The sequence below is a fragment of the Bdellovibrio bacteriovorus genome (assembly GCF_002208115.1).
GTDB lineage: Bacteria > Bdellovibrionota > Bdellovibrionia > Bdellovibrionales > Bdellovibrionaceae > Bdellovibrio > Bdellovibrio bacteriovorus_C.
In genome coordinates this window covers 1,459,063-1,478,914 of record NZ_CP020946.1, presented here as the reverse complement: position 1 = coordinate 1,478,914, position 19,852 = coordinate 1,459,063, and the positions used below count along the sequence as shown (strand labels likewise).

The following is a 19,852-nucleotide window of genomic DNA, read 5'->3' as shown; positions in this document are numbered from 1 at the left end:
TCCCCCTTATAGGTTTGTTAAAAATCGAACTCTTATATTCGTTTTTGTTTAGTAAGTTAAATTAACTCTCAGCAATTTATCGCCGCAGTAGTAATCGAACGAGTGGGCTCCTTTAACTCCGTCAAAGACCGGTGTATCCATGGGACGACAGCCTGTCGAAGACTTGAATCTCAAGCGCGCTGGTGACACCAGTTCGATCGCAGATCCATCCCTTGCAAAAACCGGTACCAACATTTTGACACCACGGCTGAGTTCCGAACTTTCCGTGGTAAATAGCGCTGGAATCTTCGTTGATGCGTCGCGCGCATCCTTTAAAGTCAGCGGGAAGTACAAATTCGTCATCAACATGTCCGGGAAGAACGTGTAACGCTCGAAACTTTTGCTTACTACACGGGACGTCACAAGGTCGTGATACTGAATTTCGGAGTTCGTCAGGACAAAGGCTCCCTTACGCTGCAGCCCCGCAAACACGGCGCGCACCCACAAAGCGGAGTCAAATTGGGACCGCTCCGCCCCCAGCTGCTGGTCTAACAGCTCCCAGTTCTTGTTATCAAAGACCGACAAACGCTGCTGACGGTTCAAACCTTCACCGAACCAGAAGCTGCCCGCAAATTCATCCTTGCCGTAATCCAGGGCATGAACCTTGTCGACACGGGTGTCGAGGATGTTGCGGTAAGTGGTCTGATGGGCAAACAGATCCAGCTCCATGAAGTTTTCAATACGGCCTTCCACCACCTCGGCGATGGCGAAATTATATAGATAACTTGGCTTGGCTTCGGTTCCCTGGTTTTTTGCCAGCAAAACCGGCACACGCCCCGCCACCATCTGTTCCCGGCGCGGTTCGATCACGTCGATGATCTTGTAACCCTGATGTTCTTCCAGGGCTTTCAATTCATTTTTTTCGTTCAGGAAATAGAAACGGGTCTGCGGCTTTTCATAGTTGTCCGGATTTTCCCAGCGCTCTTTCAAACCACGTTTTTTGGATGGATCTTTACCACCACCCACCCACGCCGGGCGTTTGGTGCCACCGATTTTTTGCCAGTACATCTGGTAAGGGGCCGGAGCCACTTCGGCGGAATACTTGAAGGTCTCCAGAAGCTTCATGGCCTTATCAAAGATATAGAACGTCATTGGCGACGCTTCAGGCTCATCCAGTTCGGATTTGTCTTCCAGAATGCCCATCACGTATTCGCTCTGACCGTCACCGTTCAGATCCAGACGAGTCAGCACCTGTTCACGCAGATTGTCGGCTTCACCTTCAGGGCGGATTTTTGTGCCACCCACGGCCGTATAAGCGCCGTTGCCGTTATCAGCCACCAGCCACAACTGCCAGGTGTTGTTTTGCTGGCTCAGAGCCAGGTAATCACGCTGTTCAGGGTGGTTGTCCAGATTTTCATCCAGAGGCAGGAAGGACACGCGGGCTCTTGGCATGCCCGTGATATTAAATGTCTTTACATCACTGGATGCCATTTCCGGCGTCACACTGACCACGACTTCACTTTCAAAGACATAGCGGCGGGCTTCGGCATCACCAACGCGCACATCCACCGTCAGATCCAGCTCACTTGGGATGCGGGACTGGGAAGGATCCTGGGAATCCACCAGGCTCATCATCACCACGTATTTGCGCACTTCATTCTGCTGCCACACGCCTGGGTATGGAGCCGCTTCTTTGATCGCGGTGATCCACGGGCGTACAGCATCCGCATGAGGCTTGATGAACTGGGCGTTCATTTTCACCTTGCCGATATCAACGGCCTGCCACTTGTTCACAAAAGAAATCTCAAAACTCAAGTCCTTGCTTTTGCGGTCCCAGTTGATTTCGACTTTTTCTTTATCCGCAGGAACGATCAAAGGCTGCACGGAAACTTTCAGGGACTGTTCAACGTCCATGTTACCGGCCACAGAATATTTTTTGTAAATTTCCCTTTCCGGGCTCAGGACTTGTCCTTGTTCATGAGAGCCGCCGGAAACCAAAGACAGATTTGATTTCAAAGGGCGGGCACCCAGTACAAGTCTTGCGTAAATTTCATCCGCCGGAACACCACGAGCCATCAGCTCGGCCACAGCCGCCGCCACATAGGGCGACGCTTGCGACGTTCCAGAAAGGAATTCATAACCCAAAGTTGAACGGAAACGCACTGGACGTTTGCTTTCAGGATAAGTGCTCAAGATGTTCACACCCGGAGCCACGATATCCACACCGCTGCCAAAGTTAGAGAAATGCGAGAACGCGCCATCCGGACCGGCCGCTCCCACGCAAATCACATTCGGATAAGCGCACGGACGAAGAAGCGCACGAGTCGAGTCATTGCCGGCAGCAGCCACGATGATCACACCGCGGGCCTGAGCTTCAGCAATCACTTTGCGCATGAAATCAGAATCTTTCGCCTGAGGCCACCCCATAGAGAAGTTGATCACTTTGGCGCCCGAGCGCATCGCATAGATCACACCACGACCCACCATGTCCCCCAGACTGCGGGTGACGCTTTCACGGCCTGTTTCTTGTGGGGAATCATAAATAGACAAAGGTTTCATCGGCTCAGAAGGCTGAACACCGATCACCTGCACCGGCAGGATCTCAACGTTTTCACTGAGTCCACGCACACCGATATTGTTGTCGACTTCCGCCGCGATAATACCGGCGACGTGAGTTCCGTGACCCTGGTCATCGCCAAAGTCCGGACGGCCCATGATGCCGGCGGCATTCACGCCCCCCAGCAAGCTCCAGCCCTGACAATCCAGTGGATATCCGTTTTTATCCTGATCCACTTCCGGATTGTTCAAATCCATCCATTTCTTTTCACAGGTCTTGCGGTCACTGTCAGCCACACAGGCTTCAAACTTCACCAAAGCCCGGCACTCAGATTCATTGCGACGGATCACACCCTTCAGATCCGGGTGATTTTTGGCGATACCGGTATCCAGGACCGCCACGATGATTTTATTTTTGGCTTTTACCGGAGAAGGCAAACGCACGTCTTCCTGCGCACGAGCAGGAATTTTATAGGTGTGCAAAGGATCCAAGTCGATCATTTGCGGCACGCCCTGGTTGTTCAGACCCCATTGTTTGTCAGCAAAAGGATCAGCGGCCACAGCGTGACTTGCCAGGAAGCTCATTGAGATAACGGAAAGAATCAAGGATCTCATCGGAAGCTCCCCAGGGATTTATCCAGTTCGATTGGAGAAATACGGGTTTTCGTCGCAAACATCTGAATCAGACCGTTGGCGTATTCGATGTTCTGCTTCGGATCACCCAAAGTATTGGAGAAGTATTCAATATCCCCGTCCTCATCACCGGCACGGAATCCGTTGATACGCACGAAGTAGATATAGTTGTCCTTACCCAGGAACTTCAAAAGCTGAGGCAATGGAATCGCCTCTTCCAGAGTGTAAAGGACATTTGTCATCCACTGCGTCTGGGATTTTTTGTCTTTCGGGTAGCTGGCAGAAAGCTTCAACAGTCTTTCCATCCACGGCAACATACAATCAAAGTAAGTTCCGTTGACCCAAGAACCCTGATAGTTCATCGTTTTTTCTTTTTTATGGGCATCCTGCTCTTCCTGACATGCAGTGATGAATTCGGACTTACCGCGTTTGAAGTCCCCGTTACCCAGTACAGTCACCATATCGTTGAACATCTCCTGATCGTGAGGACGGGCTTTGCGACCCATTTTCTCGCTCAGTTTCTGGAACAGACGACCAATGAACTTGGCTTTAGGAACAGACTTCCCGTCCTGATCCGGCTGCAGGATCAGATCTTTGACCTTGTCCAAACCACCCGGCAGGATGGAAAGGTTCGCCGTGATACGATAGAAATCCACCGCAGTCACATTCGAGAACGCTTCTTTTTCAATCAGGCGGTAAGATCCCACCGGAGAGTTTTTCAACTCGCCCTGAACCTCGTCGATCAATTTCAGGAATTTTTTGCGGTTTAAGTGCCAGCCACCCCACACGCGCTGAACAACACCCACGGATGGATACTGTTTCGCATTAGTGGTCAGATCCGCTTCGGTGGTCACAGTTCTCCAGTACGCTTTACCGTACGGAGTGTTGGCCGGATTTGGATCATCAGAACGAGCCAGATCCACGCGGCCTTTAGGCCACCACTTATTCATCAGACCTTCAACCCAGTCAAAGGCAAAGCCCAGCAAATCACGACCGATCAGTTCGCCGCGCTTGTTAGAGAACAGCGTCACTTCTTCGTCTTTAGGATCCAGATCCGGAGCTTCCGCACTGCGCGGGTAACGGATTTTCAAAGTGTGATCTTCGTTGAAAGAGTTCACACGCATTGCGAAGAACTTGTTACGGATCTCGCGGGTTTTCAGATTGTGGTCGATCTCAAACTTGCGATGATTGAAGTTTGCGTACAACAATTCCGGGTCGTTGCTCTTAAACAACGCGCGCAATGCCGGTTTCAGGTCATTGCGGGTTTTGATGAAGTCCTTCACGAACTTCGCTTCCTGGTTTTCAGAATCAATGTATTCCGCGTATTCAGGATTGTAATCAATCACGAAGGCATCCGTGCTCAGTTCCGCCCACGTGGTGTTGGCGCGAACACGCATCACGTTGATGAAGTAATTGATATCCAGGGTCATGCCCATGGCTTTGCTGTTCTGGGAACGAACGTAAACCTGGACACCCTCTTTGGTGCGCATGAAGCTGGTTTGTCTTAAGATCGCGCGGTTGGCATCAACACCCACAGCCACCGTGTTCAGGAAATTCAATGGAGAAATACCCATCAAAACATCCAAAGACGACGAAGCTTGAGCGTATGCCGACAATGCGATGGAATCAGTCACGGTGAAAACTTCACCTTCACGCAGCTCGCTTAGGAACGCATCCAGCGGTTGACGGGCTGGCTTGCCTTCCTCCTGGGATTTGATCGGGTCTTTTTCATCCAGCACGGCCGAAAGCTTGCTCATGAAACGTGGAACCAGCAGATCTTTCCAGGACACTTTCGTGCCTTCCTGGATGGAGTTCAAAGGGCGTACGTGAGTATAATCACGCATAACCATGATGTTGGCACCCGCCATTGGCGTGATCTTAGGAACCCCGTCCAGAGTCATGAAATAACCCAGACGACCCGCCACTGACACGTTATCCACCAATTGAATTGGTGCGGAACTGCCGAAGTAAGTACCCGTCGTCACGTGACGAGTGGCTCCCAGATTGAAGCCACCCACCGGACCGCCCCACGCTTCCACTTTCTGGTAAAGTGGTTCGTACGGACGCTCACGGATGTGTTCCAGAACACGCTGAGTGATTTCATCACGACGGTTTTGGAACAGGTCTGAGGTGGAAAGCAGATCCAGCTTTTCATTGATATGATTCATCACTGTGCCAATCACAGCGGATTTGGCACGGATACCCATGTAACGTTCAAGGTCCCCGTCCTGGAACGGAGACTGACGGTCCCCGTGGGCAAAACGCTGCGGATAGCCCGGAACGAATTCCTGAGTGACCTTGCCGTCTTTCACCAGGCCGGAACGTGAGGTGATGTTCAGGTCCGGTAATGGCAATGCGGAAGAGTTCTTCACATTGAAAAGCTCCAGCGCATTGTGGGCACGGTGCAGAAGTTTTGCCAGGATCAGGTCTTCAAGTTCCTGAGGATAAGCACCGGCACGCACGATTTCCACGAAGTCGCTGTAACGAAGTTCCGCCATACGGCGAACCAGCCAGCGCACGTCCTCAAAGCTTGCCGCCGAGAAGGATTCCGCGGACGGATGATTGATCACCACGTGACCGGAAAGAACCGCACCGAACTTGGCGCTGAATCTGTTCACGGACTCTGGCAGGTCAACCAAAGCAAATGGCAGGATCAGAGCGCGGTATGCTCTGTAACGGGAGTAGCGCTGCACGGCTGGCAGCTGATTTGGATTGTTTGGATCTGGAGCGTAACCCCACTGGATGTCGAAGTATTCAGCCACAGCTGGTTCCAGAACCGCATCCGAGAAAACCACGGAGTGATTTTGTTTGTTGTCTTCCGTGACCCAGCCACGGCTTTCAAAGTCTGAAATCATGGACTCCTGGGCGTTTTTCAGGAAGGACTCTTTTTCAGCTTCGGTCTTAAAGAACACACGCAGGTTGCGGTAGTACTTTGGCGACGGAACATAGTAGCCCAGTTTTCTTAGCAGTGCTGCACGCATCAATGTTGTATGAGTCAAACGGGACAAGCTTAAACGATAGAACAGATTTGGATTTTCCAGCGACTGCACGCGGGACATGTATGTGAAAGGCAACGCGGCTTCTTCAGACAGGAACTGCACGCCGTTCTGAGCCACCGGGTAGCTGCCCGGAATGTCTTCCACACCCGGATAGACACGGTTTTGCCACATCTTGTTTTCAAGCGGATTTAAAAGGCTGAGATCCGTCCCCTGATTGGCAAGGGCTGCGGCCTGACCGACATCCAAAGCCGTTCCGGAACTGTTGACCAGATCCATCGCCGGCTTTTTTACAGAGTTCAATGGCAGGGAAACACTCTCGGCACTTGCGATGGAGAGCGCCATCAAACACAGGGCGCAGACTATAACTATTCTGAGAGACATAGCGTATCCTTATCAAAAGGGTCACAAAGTGGTGTCAAAAGGGCCTTACACGGACCCCGTTCCCGGAACAGCAAGGAACGGGCCACAAATTGTCAGTCATTTAGAAATAAGTTCCCGTTTAACTGCTTTAGAAACGAAATAACCGCCTTGCACGGCGGTCATCTGTAGCTTTTACAAGCTCTGCTCAAGTTATCGGCACTTGATGCGATAGTGCGCCATCATTGCGTCTTCAAGCATTTCACGCTCATCTTCGTCCACAACATACACGCCCAACGAGCGGCTGGTGTTTTCAAGCACGAAGCGACTGACGATGTCTGGAGCATAGAAGGCGCTGTTTTTCACAGAGTAATAAAGCAACTGGTCCTTCGAAGGCTGATTAGAGTCGTAAACAGTGAAAGTAATGATGTCGTTAGTGACCTTGTAAGACTTCACCATCACGATGTGCTGAGCCGTCCTGCCGGCACGCAGATTCACCAGAGTCAGGCGCTTGGTGTCAGCATTACGGCGCATGGTCGCCACAGTTTCCTGATTCTTTTTAGCGCTGCGATCGCCGGACCCTGCTCCCATACCAATGTTCGCGGCACGGAAGAAATGACGGGCCTGGTTTTCTTCAATCTCTGCACGGAAGTGCCTGTGAATGTTGCGACCATCAACATTTTCAATATGGCCTTCAAGCAAACGCATCCAAAGACTGTTGGTATGCCACTTGTCCTCGCCCAAAGAGTTGGACGGCACCGGGAAGACACTGTTGGCTTTCAGGGGTCGTGTGATCAGGCGTTTGTTGTTATCGAAGCCACGATTGTCATTATTGTGATTCTCGCTGACCATCTCGAGGGTTCCGCCCCGGATCTGATTCAAAAGCCCTGGGGAAATTTGATCCATGCGCATACTGGTCGGTTCATTGTAACGGGCCATGTAAGAGATCATGCGCTGAGTGCTGCTAAGAGCCCAGCAGCCGGCGATCGTCGCCACACCACTGCGGAAGGGCCAGTTGGTGATGGGCATATTGCGGGATTCATGAAAGGCATCGGCTTTGATACGATAGTAAATGCCTTCGATACTGAGCTTGTTGCAGGTCAGATCCTGCACCAAAGAATCCGTGACTCTTTTGTTGGAGATAAACTCAGAGGCGGAAGTACTTCGTTTTTTGCCCCAGGCATATGCGCGGTCTGCCGTCGCGGCCATGGCCGTGGCAAAGGCACATAAAAAGAGCACAGCGGTCTTTAATAGCTTCAACATACAACGTCCTTTCATTTTCAACGTCGAATGCTAAAGCAATTCACAATCCATAGTGGTTCCGTGTTTAAACCCTGTTCAGCTGTCAAAGACCTGAACAGGTGACCAAAATGGTAGTTAGAGATTGGAGAATTGGACACTGGATTCAGGGAATTAGAATTCGCGGTGGAAGCTGAGGCCTGTGAACCCAGCCCCGACGAGCGGAACTATATTATAGTCGCTTTTTCCGGTGTTCAGGGCGCTGGCGCGGCCCCAGTAAATGCCCAGGGCGGCGCCGGCCACCACATCACTTGTCCAATGGATGTTTTCACTGACTCTGGAGGCCGCCACGAAAGTTGCCAGGGCAAAGGCCGGAATGCCGACCTTGTAGCCGTAGGCGTATGCCAGTGAGGTTGCCGTGGCATAGGACGAGGAGGCGTGCCCCGAGGGGAAAGACAGATAGTCCCGTCCGCTGGGGCGTTCACGGCCTATAAGAGAGGCCATGGTGATATGGCTGGCGGCGGTGAGAGCCAAGGCCTTGCTGTGAGCCAGGCCGTTTTGTGGATCCAGCCACAGCTGTGTCAGCGCGATGGCTATCCCCGGCCCTCCACTGCCCAGATAAGCGCCGATATCGGCGGTGTCTTTATCCATGATCAGCTTGTCGGGACTAAGATTGTTTTTATAAACGGTCTGATCGTACTGCCGTGCCGTCACTGTGGCGCCAGCGCCCACCAACAGAATCAACTGCCCCCCGCTGTCGAAGGAATTGGTGATAGTGGGTTTTAATTCCTGATGCCACAGCCAGGAAAAAGCTTTTTCTTCCGCCTGAGCCGCCGCAGTAAAGAACAACAGAAACGCGACAACGAGGTTTTTCATGACCAACCTCTTTGCCATTTCATCGTGATCTGCTGTGCTATCAGCGCGATGACAGCCCCCAGAAGGCCGCCCAGAAGCGCCCCGGCCGCCACATCTGCCGGAAAGTGCACTCCGCAATAGACACGGGAATAGGCGGTTAGAAATGCCAGCACCAACAGTGGGATTCGCGCCTTTGGATAAAACACACCAATAAAAGCAGCCAACGCAAAGGCGTCCACGGCATGACTGGAAGGGAATGAAAATCCGCCCTGCTCCGGCCCGCGCAAGATCACCAGATCGGCAAGATCCGAACGAAACGGCCGGGCTCGTTCAATCACGGGTTTGATCAGATCCCCTGACAGGAAGTCAGCAAAACTTGCGACCCCCACGGCGGACACCAGAACAAGCACACCCTTCATTCGGGTCTTGATAAACAACCACAGCAAAATCGTTGGCAGCACCATGAACAAAAACCATGGGGACTTTTGAAAGTCCGTCCACCACGGAAAGAAGGCATCAAACAGCGGGTTGGCGGCGGTGCTGTTGATGAATAAGAAAATCTGCTGATCAAGTTGTTCCCACATCGCAGAACTCCTTAAAAGGCCAGGATGCCGAAGGTGACGGCGATACTGTAAATGCGCGCATTATTCGTGACCTGATTGCGGGAAAGCACCAAGGGCACTTCACCATCCATCATCACGTCCTCTTCACTTTCCAGTGTCTGGGCGGTGGCCGCGATTTCGGTGAACCACACTTGTCCTTTGGAATTCTTTTTCAGAATGCCCCAGCCCAAACCCACTACCGGGCCGCCAAAATGAATGCGACTGGTGCTGGGATCTGAAACCCCTTTTGGAGTTTCACCATTCAGAAATAAAACCGTCGGCGCACGCCCCACAAAGAGCCTGGCGTAAGGTGTCCCTTCCATTTCGGGATAAAGCTTTGGCAACTGAGTGCGAATTCCCATGGTCAGCAATGTGTCCCATAAAAGGAAGCTGTCCTCCATGCGGTTGAACTTCACACTGGCGCTCCACTCGACCGCCCACTCGGGATGAAAGACATAAAGCAGGTCCGTCTTCAGATTGACGCCAATGCCCCCGTCCGAATGATCATCATCGGATGTGTACAAGGACGAGTTGAAACCTCCTCCGGCCAGCAGATGAAGGCCATCGCTCCAGCGGTCCGTTTCAAAATCAGTTGCCAAAGCCGAAACAGAAAGCAGCATCGTGAGCAGAAATACAGACACGGATTTTTTCATATCAATACCTCCAGGACAGATTCAGTCCCAAAGAGTCCGTGCCCACATTGGGCATCGCTGCCAGTTCCTGTGGATAGTTCGACAACAAAGCGAAAGGATTCAGAGCATAACCCAAAGCCCGCATCCACGCGGAGTCCTGCCCACGCAGATGATGACTTACGCGTTCAAAGCCCATCCCCACCAAAGTTCCAAAGACCGGAGTCTGATAAATATCCTGAAAGCTCGGAGGTTCGGTGTAGGTCTCAACCGCAAATTCAAAAGCCAGTGACGACAGGAATGTCCAGGCGAAGGCTTCGGTTTCGGTGTAGCCGCGATAGCGATAGAAAAGATAGTAGTACTGCCCGGCCAGGGCATGTTTGAAGATGTTGTAGTCAAAGCTGTCTTTATCAAATTCAGGTTTGAACGGATAGCTGGTGAAGTTGTCCCAAGAGCCATGGTCCGCGATGGTTTTTTCCTGCGTGACCAGATACACGCTCCACTGCGCCACATACACGGCACCAAAGTTCAGCGCATAATCACCGGCCGTGCGTGGAGGTGTTGATGTTGTTTCTGCCGTGAATCCTTGCGCGGCAATCAGAAGGGTTAAAAGAACAGTGACGAGGGCTTTCATGGGAAACTCCGCATATCGCGAAACACCCTGTGAGTTCGGACTCCGAAGTATCTATCTGTAATTGTTGATTAAATATCAACAAAAGCTCACTTATGTATGTACGCGATTACTTACTTATATGAAAAACAAATTAACGGAATGCGCGTAAGTAATCAAGCAATTACTTAAAAAATGAGTATTGGGGGACGAAGCTTCGCCTGGGCAGAATAAAAAAAGGAAGGCTTTGGGGGCCTTCCTTTTTTGTTTTGATTTTACAATTCAACAGCTTAGAAGTTGATTCCGAGACCTACGGTTCCATAGAACGTGTTCAGCTCGGCTTTCTGGTTTACAGACTCATCAGTGAATCCATATCGTTTCATACCGAAACCTGCCTCCCCGAAGTATCTCTCGGACCACAAAACTTTACCGTGGAAATTCAGAGACATCGGCGCATTCAGTTTCACATTCGAGTCCATGGAGCTTGCGTAGTAGATAAATTCCATGTCCACCCATTTTGGATAACGCATGAACGGAAGAAGGTTGAAGAAGTCATCAAACACCTTCGGCATGGAGCGCGCCCAGAAGGCCCCTACCCCCAGCATCGGCGCCTTCAATTGATCGAAGGTCACATTCTGATAGGACACCATCGCACCAACAGATTCATCGCGACCCCACAGGCCGGGTGTTGCACGGTATTTCAAATCCACAGTCATCACACTCAGCGGAGCCGTGTTGCCGGCAGCATCGACTTTCAACTGATTGAAGGACTGGAAGTACTTTGCACTGAAGCCCCAGCGCTGACGGGACAACCAATAGTTGGTCCAACCAAACAGATCCTCGAACCACTGATTGTAAGCCACTTCACCCATAAAGATGAATTCGCCGGAAGCCTGCACCGCCGTGAAACGACCGGAAAGCTCGCGCGGATAACCTTTATAGATTTCATAGTAAGATTTGTAAGTCTTGCCGTCGATGTCGACATTCAAGTACGAGCGATTGATCTGACCACGTTCGGTGGCTTTGAATTCCCACACGAAAGAAGCCGGATCCTGCGGATTTTCCTTCACGGAATTCTGCTCGGAAGACACCTGAGCCACCGGCTGTTTGCGGCCTTCCAGCTTGATGCCGTCAATGTATGTTCCCGTTGGAGTTCTTTTGCTCAAATAAACTCGGGACTGAGTGCGCGGAATTTCAGACAGTTCAAATTTCTGTTTGAAGATCCCCCCGCCCTGCCCCGGAAGGTAAATTTTTGGATCGTCTTTCTTGATCGCCGCTGCCCAGAACTTGCGCGGGTCGCCGATGGTGGATTCAAAACCCAGCATCTTGGTCAAAGAACTGTACTGATCCGGATTCAAAATCACAGAGCGGCCCACCGGGCGCGTGTCATAACCGACGATTCTCAAAACACCCGGTTTTTTGGTGTCGGCGATATCCATCAGCTCCAGTTTGTTGGGTAAAGTCACAAATTCATAAGACTCCCCGGTTCCCAATTCAGCAAAGAAAGAACTTGGCATGTCCGCTGCCACGGGTACGGAATTTTTCAATGGCGCTTCTTCGTTATTCACCAGCACTCGCGGAGTCACCGCATCTGCGCGCACCTTACCCATCACAACAGTTTTGCCGCTGGATTTGGAACCATAACGCTGAGAACACATTTTCGTGGAATTGCGGCCGTCAGTCTGAGTCACACAGAAACGGAAGGATTCTTTCTGACCCCAGAATGGAGCTTTCGCGGACTCAACGTCCTGAATCGCAAACTGGGAGCCGAAGATACCGGCGCGAACCACATCTTTTGACGGAACGCCTTTAGCAACAAGTTCTTTTCTCCACGTATCCAGTTGTTTTTGCCATTTGGTGCGATCGGCTTCCGTGAAAGAATAGCTCCAAAGAACTGTTCCTGTGCGAGAGATCATTTCGATCGTTCCGTGACTCATCAGCTTTTCCGGCCACGCCATCACCAACGCCACTTTGCCAGCCTCGCCGCTTCCCAGGATCTGATTGATTTGCGAGTGAGTTTTACCCAGAGGCAAAAGTGCGAAGAAGAAATTCTTTTCGTTCAGTTGCACGTTCCCGATTTTCAGGTTTTTGCCACCAGCCGCGCTCAGGTCGTATTCCATCTCCAACGGAGGCAGGATCACACCGTTATCCAACTGGTCAAAATAGAGGGGCTTATTGAAATCACGAGTCGCCGCGGTTTTTAGCAAGGAGCGTTGAGGCGCCGGAATCTCTTCCGTGGACTCAGCGGCTTCCGCTGGAGCCGAAGTTGGCGCCGCTGCGGGTGTTCCCTCTGGTGTTTGAGCGTGTGCAAAGGACGCAAAAGACAATAATACGGACAATACAAGATGCTGCGCACTATTCACGATATATACCTCACTGCTGTGCTTCAATTTTATTGAATGCGAGGTTTTGTAACAAGCTAAAATATTGGACTGTCTGGGTTTTTCGGTTTATGAAGACGGGACCGATTATGAAGGAGCCTTATGTCTGCCGCTCGTACTATCTATCACATGAGAGTTGAAGAAATCATCGACCACACCCCAACGGTGCGTGAATTGGTCCTGAAGACGGAAACTCCGAATGAATTCAGCTTCAAAGCAGGCCAATTCGTCATGCTTCACGTGCCTCAGGGCGAGGCAAAACCCGCATTGCGTGCTTACTCTATCGCCTCTGATGACCGCACCAAAAATGGATTCCGACTGCTTTTCAAGTTCGTGGAAAATGGCTTAGCCTCGACCTTCGTGTGGCAACTTAAGGGCGGCGAACTTCTGAACTTCACCGGCCCGTTCGGAAAAGTCTTCTTCCAAGAGCCTCCAACAGAGCAAATCGTGTTCCTGAATACGGGAACAGGTCTGTCCCAACACTTGTGCTATCTGCTTTCCAAAAAAGAGCAGTATCCAAATCTTCGTTATCGCATGTTGTTCGGCGTGCGCACCGAAAAGGACATGTACTATCAAAAAGAAATCGAAGAGCTGCAAAAAGCCCTGCCAGACTTCAAGTTTGAATTTGTTCTAAGCCGCCCTCAAGACGACTGGAAGGGCAAAAAAGGCTACGTACAAAACTTCATCTCTGAATTTGATTACAAAAACATCCCGACGACGTTCTACCTTTGCGGTAACGGCGGCATGATCAAAGACGTAAAACACCAGCTTCTGGAAGTTGACGGCTTTGATAAAACAAAAATCTGGGCCGAGGCGTTTGACTAAGAATCGCGCGGCCCTGGAGCTGATCTTCGCCGGAGTCCTCTGGGGCTTCGGCTTTGTGGCCACTGTCTGGGCTCTGGAGGCCTTCACTCCGGTAGAGACCCTGTTCTTCCGCTTTGTCATCGCCTCTGTCATGGGCGAGATTTTGTACCTGATCATCAAAGGACCCAATTTCACCAGTCTGCGCGAAGAAATTTTCCGCGCCCTGCCCGCCGGGCTTCTTCTGGGCGGCATGCTGCTTTTGCAAACCATCGGTTTGAAATACACCACCGCCACCAAGAGCGGATTTCTGACCAGTCTTTATGTGATTTTAGTGCCGCTGTTCAATGCGTGGTTCTTTAAATCTGCCGGTAACTGGAAAAACTATGCCCTGACCGCGTTGGCGCTGCTGGGAACTTTCATTCTGGTCGACGCCAATCTATCCGGCATCAACTCGGGTGATCTGTGGACCCTGGGCTGTTCGGTGTTTGCAGCCTTCCTGAGCATATATTATTTATATCGGAAAGATTTCAAACAAAGTGGGCAATGCGTTTCGCTTTAACAATTTCCAATCCGCCTGGTGCCTGCTGGCGCTGACGCCTCTGTTGCTGACTCAGGAACGCACCGCCTGGAATGTGACGGACTATAAACCGATTCTGGGAATCCTATGCCTGGGACTGGGTTCCAGCATCATTGCGTTTTATCTGCAAATCCGCACTCAAAAGGTGCTTTCGGATTCCACGGCCAGCATGCTGTTTTTGCTCGAGTCCCCGTTCGCCGCGCTGTTTGGATTCCTGATTCTCAGTGAACGGCTGAGCTGGTTCCAGATTTCCGGGGCCGTGATAATCATGGTTGCCTCGGTGCTGCAGATTCTGACTGATACCGCGAGCAAAACTGAAAACATCAAGACATAAAAAAAGCCTGCCTATTTGAAGCAGGCTTTTTTGTTTTTAGTGAGAAGCTTGTATATCGCCCTTTTTCAAAGACCAGATGAAAGAGGTCAGGATGATGATCCCCCCGCTCAATCCGGTGAACCACTCAGGGATGTGCAGGAACGGATCTGCAAGCATGATCATCGCCAAAAGACCGATGGCATAGAAAGCCCCGTGCTCGAGGAACGCAAACTTCGTCAGCGCCTCTTTTTCCACGAACATAATCGTCAAGCTACGTACGAAGAATGCACCGATGCTCAGACCGATCATGATAATGAACAGGTTGTGCGTGATTGCAAACGCCCCGACCACACCGTCAAAGCTGAAGGACGCATCCAGAACTTCCAGGTACAGGAACATACCGGCGCTGGCTTTGTGCACGTCGTGCATTTGATCATCAGACGCTTCCAACCAGGAACCGATACCATCCACGATCACATAAGTGATCAAGCCCGCCATACCGGCCATCAGGAACGGCAATTGCTCCTGGCTTTTCAGGAAGTGGGTGATCAGAATCAAAATAATCAAGGTCAAGCACACTTCGATGGCTTCAACTTTGCTGCCGATATAACGGGTTGGCTTTTCGATGAACGGGATCCAGTGCAGATCCTTGCTGCCGTCATAGAAGTACTTCAACGCCACCATCAACAGGAAGCTTCCGCCGAAGGCGGCCACCTGCAAGTGCGCATCCAGCATCATCTTGGCGTAATCATCCGGCTTCGTCGCCGCGATCACCAGGGCTTCCCAAGGATTGACGTCTGCCATGAAGGTCACAATCAATAACGGGAAGATCAAACGCATACCAAAGACGGCGATGATCATACCCCAGGTCAGGAAGCGATGGCGCCAGACCGGAGTCATTTCTTTCAGAACAACCGCATTCACGATCGCATTATCGAAAGACAAAGAGATTTCAAGAATGGCCAGAATCGTGGCAATAAACAGAGCCTGAAAGCCCGCCGCCACGGTGCCGCCGTAGTAGTGCCCCACAAAGTAGGACGCTACCAATCCGAAGAAAGTAAAAACAAAGGAACCAGTAAAGTATTTCATTTCCACAGATTTGACTGATTCCCCAGCAAGAATCAAGGACCGCCTCGGGGGACACGGGATGTCAAAAAGCCCGGCGGCGAGCCGGGCTTTTTAAAGGACTATTTTAACAGTGGCTTCAGGAATTTGCCTGTTTCGCTGGCAGTGACCTTGGCGACCTTTTCAGGTGTTCCGGCGGCCACGATCTGACCTCCGCCCTTGCCGCCATCCGGCCCCAGATCAATAACGTGATCCGAGGATTTGACGACTTCCATGTTGTGCTCAATGACCAGCACGGTGTTCCCTTGATCGGCGAGCTCCTGAATCAGCTCCACCAACTTGCGGACGTCATCGAAGTGCAATCCCGTGGTCGGCTCATCCAAAATGTACAGCGTCTTGCCGGTGCCTCGGCGGGAAAGCTCTTTGGAAAGCTTCACACGCTGGGCTTCACCCCCCGACAACGTTGTCGAGCTCTGCCCCAGGGTCATGTAATCAAGACCCACACGATGCAAAGTTTCAAGCTTGCGATAGATCTGGGTGTGGTTGCGGAAGAACTCCAAAGCTTCCCCCACGCTCATTTCCAGAACGTCGGCGATGGATTTGGATTTATATTTAATATTCAAAGTCTCGCGGTTGTAACGGCGGCCCTGACAAGTGTCGCAGGTCACAAAGACGTCACTGAGGAAGTGCATCTCCATACGGATCTGCCCATGTCCCATACAGGTTTCACAGCGCCCGCCTTTGACGTTGAAGCTGAAACGACCCGGTTCATAACCGCGCAGTTTGGAATCCGGCAGGTTCGCAAACAGATCACGAATCATCGGGAACAATCCCACATAAGTCGCCGGGGTCGAACGCGGTGTGCGTCCGATCGGTCTTTGGTTGATGTCGATGACTTTGTCGATCTTATCCAGGCCTTCGATTTTCTTATAAGGCGACGGCTGCGCCAAAGCCTTATAAAAATGCTGCGCCAGAATCTTGTAAAGTGTGTCGATGATGAGCGTACTTTTTCCGGAACCCGAAACCCCGGTCACCGTCGTGAAAGTCCCCAGTGGGATTTCCAGATCCACATTCTGCAGATTGTTTCCCGTCGCCCCGGTCAAACGCACAAACTGCCCGTTGCCTTTGCGGCGCTCTTTCGGAATCGGAATGCGCATTTCACCGTTCAGATATTTTCCGGTCAAAGAATTCGGATTGGCGGCCAGTTCATCCGGCGTGCCTTGCGCCATCATTTCTCCGCCCAGAACCCCGGCACGAGGTCCCAGATCGACAACAAAGTCAGCGTAGCGGATGGTGTCTTCGTCGTGCTCAACCAGCAAGATGGTGTTTCCACGCTCTTTCAGCTCGCCGATAATATCGAGCAGCCGGTGGTGATCGCGCGGATGCAGGCCGATACTTGGTTCATCCATCACATACAGACAGCCGATCAAAGAGGATCCCACTTGGGTTGCCAGACGAATACGCTGGGCTTCCCCGCCGGACAGCGTGCGTGAAGGACGGCTCAGGGAAAGATATCCCGTGCCCACGCGGATCAGGTAATCCAGACGGGCCAGAATTTGCTTAACGATTTTTTCAGCAATCAACTGATCTTTGGACTTCCACTGAAGCTTGGCCACCCAGTCGCGCAATTCATGCGCCCCCAGATCCGACAGCTCGGCGATGGTTTTTCCACCCAGACGGATATTCAGGGCTTCATTTTTCAAACGAGCCCCGTGACAGTCCGGGCAGTCGTTCAGAACCATTTCCTCGCCCTCTTCGTCATCCTCGTCCGAAGTTTTTTTGCCTTTGTATTTATAGACGACTTTGTCCAGCTTCTTGCCGCCCACTTCGCCGTCAGAGAACTGCTCTTCTTCTTCCAGATCAATTGTTCCCAGCCCATTGCATGTCGGGCAGGCCCCGCGCGGGTTGTTGAAGCTGAACAGGCGAGGTTCAATTTCGGGGAAGCTGTAACCGCACTCAGGACATGCCGAGTGCAAAGAATAACTGGTGCGCTCCCCGTCCAGGGTTTCGATGATCACGCGGCCATTGGCCATGCTCAGAGCGGTGTTGATACTTTCTGAAAGGCGCAATTTCAGCGTGTCTTTCAGGATCAACTGATCCACCACCAGATCAATATCGTGCGTTTTGGTTTTGGCAAGTTTCGTGGCCTTGTCGAGTTCAATCATCTTGCCGTCGACTTTGGCTTTCACGAATCCTTTTTTGGCCCAGCGCTGGAACTCGGCCAGGAACTCACCCTTTTTGCCGGAGGCCATCGGTGCCAGCACATAGAACTTGGTGCCGACACCTTTTTTAAAGACCTCTTCAATGATCTGTTGCGGGGTTTGACTGCTCACCGGGATGTGGTGAGTCGGACATTCCGGAATTCCCAGTTTGGCAAAAAGAAGACGAAGATAGTCGTAAATTTCTGTCACCGTCCCCACGGTCGAACGCGGATTGGTGCTGACCGATTTCTGGTCAATCGCAATGGCTGGAGAAAGCCCGGTGATGGAATCCACTTCCGGTTTTTTAAGCTGTTCAAGGAAGTTGCGCGCGTAAGCAGAAAGACTTTCCACATAACGACGCTGACCCTCGGCATAGACCGTATCAAACGCCAACGACGACTTCCCGCTGCCACTCAACCCCGTAAACACGGTGATCTTATTGCGCGGAATAGTCACACTGACATTCTTCAGATTATGCTCTTTTGCACCCTTAACTACGATTCCATCTTCAGCATGCGACATAACTCCAAAGTCTAAGCCCGAGCCTCGCAGAAAGAAAGCCGAAAAAGAACAAGCCAAGGCTGGTCATAAGGGTCCATAGGCAAGACGGAGCACGTCGCAGTGAAGCGAAAGGCCTGACAACGCAGTCAGAAGGGCCCTTTTCAGCAGCCGATTAAAGGCCGAAGCCGCATTTTCGTTTTAAATAAGAATCAAAGTCGGAGTCCGAGAAATATTTGAAGTGCACAGGAGAGTTCTGAGCCTGATTCGGCCACAGGTCACGCACAGGGACTTTGCAGGATTTGCCTTGTTTGGTCACCGTCGCCGTGCCGTTTGCCAGCAGACGAGGCTCTTCGCCCCGACGATCGACCCGGACCATGACGCCGTTACCGCGGTAAGAAACCTTGGCCGGTGCCAGAATTTTACCTCCGCCCGTCATAGGCCCGTCTTCAGAAAAGGCGCCACCGATGACTTCACGGGTTTGGGCATTATAAGTCACGGTTTCCCCGGTTGGCAGGGTCACGATCTGACGGTTCCCTTCCACGCGGATGTGCGGCAGAGTTTTACGCGGGAACAGCATGATGTAACTTTCCTGTGTATGGCTGACTGTTGCATTGGGAGAATCACTGATGCTGATTCCAATATCCTGACGGGCTCCGGCTTCGTATTCGAAAGACCATTCACGAATGCGGTACTCTCCCTTGGAAACAATTTTATTAGGGCCCATGTTTCTAAGTTTGAATTTCCCCTCGGAGCTGTCCCCTTCAAAAATACAACTGTCATAGGTCCCAAGAGTTCGACAGCGCGTTGGACGAATCCCAAATGGATTCACCGTCCGAGTCGGAGAACGCAACACCGGCGCATCGGAAGAAGACCGCGGTGCAAAAGTGCTTACAACCTTCGCAGAGCCATTCGGCACCGTATCGCGAGCTTGTTCCTTGGCCACTTCACAGCCATCACAAGGCTTGGTCTCTTGAACTTTTTTATTGGCATCACGAATCTGCTGGTTCAGTTCTTGAACAACCTGCTTTTCTTCGGCTTTTTCCGCCGCCGCAGGAACCCGTAAAGCCTCAGTCTTGCGAGTCGTCTCAGCCGACTTGGCCTTTTCAACATCCGCCGAAGCCAAAGCCTCGCCGGCCGCCTCGGTATTTTCAAAAAGTTTCATCCCCGGATCCGAAGGCTTATAATAAACCCAAACCTTCTCGCCCTTATGCTTCCCGGAAAGAACTTCGACTTTCAGACCGTAGTTACCCGAAGCAAACTGTTTGGTTTCTTCAATTTTCCCCCGAGTCCCCGGACGCATGACAAATTTGACGTTACGAGTGGATTTCAAAAAGTTAGCCGAATAACGAGCATTAAAGTAGCCCTCGAGCTCAACAACCCCGCCACTGCTCACACCCAAAATAAGAGGAATCAGCAGGAACACTCCCCACCGTTTCATAGCCAACTTCATAAAGAAGTTATCGGCCGTTCCAAAACAAGACTTAACAGGACGTTGAAAAAGGCCCATCGTCTTCGTTGTCGAGCCTCATCTTCCACTCCAGCGCACATTAA

At 51.5% G+C, this 19,852-nt stretch carries 14 protein-coding genes; 3 read left to right on the top strand and 11 right to left on the bottom strand.

Going from position 1 to position 19,852, the window contains the following annotated elements:
• Positions 1-48 precede the first annotated feature (48 nt).
• The 8 genes from B9G79_RS07085 to B9G79_RS07050 all read right to left on the bottom strand — a co-directional run bounded on the left by B9G79_RS07085 (position 49) and on the right by B9G79_RS07050 (position 12,798).
• Entirely contained in the window at positions 49-3,150 is a 3,102-nt protein-coding gene (locus B9G79_RS07085) for a S8 family serine peptidase (RefSeq protein ID WP_088564898.1), read from the bottom strand.
• Entirely contained in the window at positions 3,147-6,548 is a 3,402-nt protein-coding gene (locus B9G79_RS07080) for a hypothetical protein (RefSeq protein ID WP_088564897.1), read from the bottom strand. The genes B9G79_RS07085 and B9G79_RS07080 overlap by 4 nt, the downstream gene beginning before the upstream one ends.
• 189 nt (positions 6,549-6,737) lie before the next feature.
• Positions 6,738-7,787, bottom strand: coding sequence for a hypothetical protein (locus tag B9G79_RS07075; protein ID WP_088564896.1), 1,050 nt, complete (start codon positions 7,785-7,787; stop codon positions 6,738-6,740).
• Positions 7,788-7,937: 150 nt separating this feature from the next.
• The gene (locus B9G79_RS07070; RefSeq protein ID WP_088564895.1) at positions 7,938-8,639 is read right to left on the bottom strand and encodes a phosphatase PAP2 family protein; all 702 of its coding nucleotides are present in this window, start codon (positions 8,637-8,639) and stop codon (positions 7,938-7,940) included.
• Positions 8,636-9,202 carry a phosphatase PAP2 family protein gene (locus B9G79_RS07065; RefSeq protein ID WP_088564894.1) on the bottom strand — a complete coding sequence of 189 codons (567 nt, stop codon included), beginning with the start codon at positions 9,200-9,202 and terminating at the stop codon, positions 8,636-8,638. Before B9G79_RS07065 ends, B9G79_RS07070 begins: the two co-directional genes overlap by 4 nt.
• 11 nt (positions 9,203-9,213) lie before the next feature.
• Positions 9,214-9,873, bottom strand: coding sequence for a hypothetical protein (locus B9G79_RS07060; protein WP_088564893.1), 660 nt, complete (start codon positions 9,871-9,873; stop codon positions 9,214-9,216).
• 1 nt (position 9,874) lies between these two features.
• Positions 9,875-10,483 (bottom strand): DUF3943 domain-containing protein, encoded by a 609-nt coding sequence (locus tag B9G79_RS07055; RefSeq protein WP_088564892.1) that lies wholly within the window; start codon positions 10,481-10,483, stop codon positions 9,875-9,877.
• A gap of 266 nt (positions 10,484-10,749) precedes the next feature.
• On the bottom strand, positions 10,750-12,798 hold the full coding sequence (locus tag B9G79_RS07050) for a hypothetical protein (protein ID WP_232469244.1): 2,049 nt from the start codon (positions 12,796-12,798) through the stop codon (positions 10,750-10,752).
• 144 nt (positions 12,799-12,942) lie between these two features.
• Between B9G79_RS07050 and B9G79_RS07045 the strand changes: the two genes are divergently transcribed.
• The 3 genes from B9G79_RS07045 to B9G79_RS18315 are packed head-to-tail and all read left to right on the top strand — an operon-like array spanning position 12,943 to position 14,555.
• Complete coding sequence (locus B9G79_RS07045) at positions 12,943-13,665, top strand: FAD-binding oxidoreductase (RefSeq protein ID WP_088564890.1); 723 nt, start codon at positions 12,943-12,945, stop codon at positions 13,663-13,665.
• On the top strand, positions 13,658-14,203 hold the full coding sequence (locus B9G79_RS18320; RefSeq protein WP_232469243.1) for a DMT family transporter: 546 nt from the start codon (positions 13,658-13,660) through the stop codon (positions 14,201-14,203). The genes B9G79_RS07045 and B9G79_RS18320 overlap by 8 nt, the downstream gene beginning before the upstream one ends.
• Positions 14,181-14,555 carry a DMT family transporter gene (locus tag B9G79_RS18315; RefSeq protein WP_232469242.1) on the top strand — a complete coding sequence of 125 codons (375 nt, stop codon included), beginning with the start codon at positions 14,181-14,183 and terminating at the stop codon, positions 14,553-14,555. The genes B9G79_RS18320 and B9G79_RS18315 overlap by 23 nt, the downstream gene beginning before the upstream one ends.
• A gap of 36 nt (positions 14,556-14,591) precedes the next feature.
• Here B9G79_RS18315 and B9G79_RS07035 read toward each other — a convergent pair whose 3' ends face one another.
• The 3 genes from B9G79_RS07035 to B9G79_RS07025 form a co-directional block, all read right to left on the bottom strand.
• Positions 14,592-15,623 carry a DUF475 domain-containing protein gene (locus B9G79_RS07035; RefSeq protein WP_232469241.1) on the bottom strand — a complete coding sequence of 344 codons (1,032 nt, stop codon included), beginning with the start codon at positions 15,621-15,623 and terminating at the stop codon, positions 14,592-14,594.
• 98 nt (positions 15,624-15,721) lie between these two features.
• Positions 15,722-18,322 (bottom strand): excinuclease ABC subunit UvrA, encoded by a 2,601-nt coding sequence (gene uvrA / locus B9G79_RS07030; RefSeq protein ID WP_088564888.1) that lies wholly within the window; start codon positions 18,320-18,322, stop codon positions 15,722-15,724.
• 151 nt (positions 18,323-18,473) lie between these two features.
• The gene (locus tag B9G79_RS07025; RefSeq protein ID WP_088566805.1) at positions 18,474-19,739 is read right to left on the bottom strand and encodes a hypothetical protein; all 1,266 of its coding nucleotides are present in this window, start codon (positions 19,737-19,739) and stop codon (positions 18,474-18,476) included.
• Between the last annotated feature and the right edge of the window lie 113 nt (positions 19,740-19,852).